The 2,186-nt window shown below is 70.6% G+C and carries 2 protein-coding genes; both read left to right on the top strand.

Going from position 1 to position 2,186, the window contains the following annotated elements; genetic code table 11:
* The first annotated feature begins 183 nt into the window (after positions 1-183).
* Positions 184-1,290 (top strand): YncE family protein, encoded by a 1,107-nt coding sequence (locus CNO22_RS26765; protein WP_157937157.1) that lies wholly within the window; start codon positions 184-186, stop codon positions 1,288-1,290.
* Positions 1,287-2,186 (top strand): arginase family protein (locus CNO22_RS28645; RefSeq protein ID WP_332870110.1); only part of this gene is annotated, 900 nt, incomplete at its 3' end. The genes CNO22_RS26765 and CNO22_RS28645, both read left to right, overlap by 4 nt.

Below are 2,186 nucleotides of genomic sequence, written 5' to 3'. Positions count from 1 at the left end.
GCCCACAGCACCCCGTCACCTGTCGGGAGTCGCCCCCTTGTCCCGGACCGCGGACCACTCGACGATGTATTTCCGAACAGTGGACGAAAACGAGTTGCCATGGACCTGCACCACACGGTCGCTCACGGAAAGCATCGCCGGAAGCGAACCCGTCCGTGGGGCGCCGTGATCGGACTTGCGCTCGTGCTCCTCGCCGGAGCCGCCGTCGGCGCGTTCGTTTGGCTCGGCGGCTCCGCCTCCTCCGAGGGTCGGGCGGATGCGGCTCCCGCGTCGACCGGCACTGGGGACACCGCGCACGAGGGGCACACCTCCGCCACGTCGTCGAGCCCGGCAGCATCGGCCGGCGCGCCGGCATCGTGGTCGAGCGCCGCGACCCCCGGGACGGGTCCCGCGGTCGCCGTCGGCAAGGCGCCGCACCACCTGGCGATCGCGCCCGACGGCCGGTTCGGCTACATCGCCGACCCTGCCGCCGGTGCGGTCATCCGGTTCGACACCGCCCTGGGCACGGCCATTGCGACGATCCCCATCCCCGAGGCGCCGCCGCAGGTGGTGACGTTCGCTCCGGACGGCAAACGGGCATACGTCTCCGCCTACGACGAGGGCTTCACCGTCAACTTCGTCGCCACCCTGGACACCGGCAGCGACACGAAGATCGGCGCTGTGCCGGTCGGGAGAGGCCCCTACGCCGCGGCCACCACTCTGGACGGGCGTCTGCTCTACGTGCCGTACTTCGACGAGGACCACCTCGACGTCTTCGATACGAGTTCGGGCGCGATGGTCGATCGGATCGCGGTCTCGCCGTCACCGCACTGGGTCGCCTTCACGCATGACCGACGGTTCGTCTACATCACGAACCACTTCTCCGACGTGGTGACGGTCCTGGAGCTCGGGGAGAACCGGCTCGTGACGACCATCCCCGTGGGGGACGGCCCGCACAGCCTGGAGGTCTCGCCCGACGGAACGCGCATTGCGCTGGTCAACTACATCAGCGATGACGTCATGTTCATCGATCCCGCGAGCAACACCGTGGTCGGCACGGTGCCGGCGGTGGGAGCCGGGCCGCAGGACGTCACCTACGCCTCGGACGGCCGCCACGTCTACACGGCCAACGTGGACGACGGCACCGTAGCGGTGGTGGATGCGCAGTCCGGCGTCGTCACGGCGCGGATCCCGACTGGTGCCGACCCGACGAGCGTCTCGGTCACTCCGGACGGACGCCGCCTGTTCGTGACCAACTACGGCGACGGCACCGTCCGGCTGCTCGACGCCGCCGGCGAGCAGGCGAGATGACGGGCATCGGTCGAAGAGGTCACATCGAGACGAGGCTCCGAGAAACCTGTGATCGATGTCCCGGAAGGCTGAGTGTCCGAGGAAAGACACGGTCCATGCGCACCCGCGTCGGTCCGCATCGCTCGTCGCCGTCGCCGGTGGTGCCTAACGTCGCGAGACGCGGCAGCCTCCGTGCAGCGACTCCCGGGTCAGACGCCAGGGTCGGACGGGCATGCGGTCCAGTCAGGGTCCGTGACCGGCTGGGAGCTGGTTGGCGTGCCCTAGACGTCGATGGCCGCCCCGGAGGCATCGCGACGGCGATCGACGTCCTCCGCTCGGCCGGGCTGGCGGAGCGGCTGGCCGAGCGGGGCGTGCAGAACGCCGGTGACCTGACACTCGAGGTGCCCAGCGGTCAGTGTGGGCCGTCCGGACTGTTGAACGAGCAGGCCCTGTCGCGCCTGGTCATGGCGACGCGCGACATGGTGAGGGCGGTGCACGGCCGCGACCGGGTGCCGCTGCTGGTCGGCGGCGACTGCCCGGTCCTCCTGGGTGCGCTCGCAGCGATCGCCGGCGGCCAGCGCGCGCACGGGCTGATCATGATCGACGGGCACGAGGATGCCTGGCCGCCGGCGCTGTCGGAGACCGGCGAGGCGTCGGACTGCGAGCTCGGGATCGCGCTCGGGACGATCAGCGTCGCCCTTCCTTCACCGCTCGACGAGTGCGTGCCCCTCGTTGATCCTGCCCACATGGCCCTGCTCGGTCCTCGTGAAGCGCGCGCGATCGCGCAGGGCGGGGCGACCTCGGTCCGCTCGGACGTCGCCTGCTTCCTCGACGACGAAGAGGTCGCCTCCCGGGGCGGTGAGGCGTCGATGACCGCGGCGATGGACGGGATCAGCGGTGTCGCGTTCTGGCTCCAC

Source organism: Geodermatophilus chilensis, from assembly GCF_002802985.1.
Classification (GTDB): domain Bacteria; phylum Actinomycetota; class Actinomycetes; order Mycobacteriales; family Geodermatophilaceae; genus Geodermatophilus; species Geodermatophilus chilensis.
Note: the sequence above shows the minus strand (reverse complement) of the source record. Positions and strands in the feature narration are given on the sequence as shown.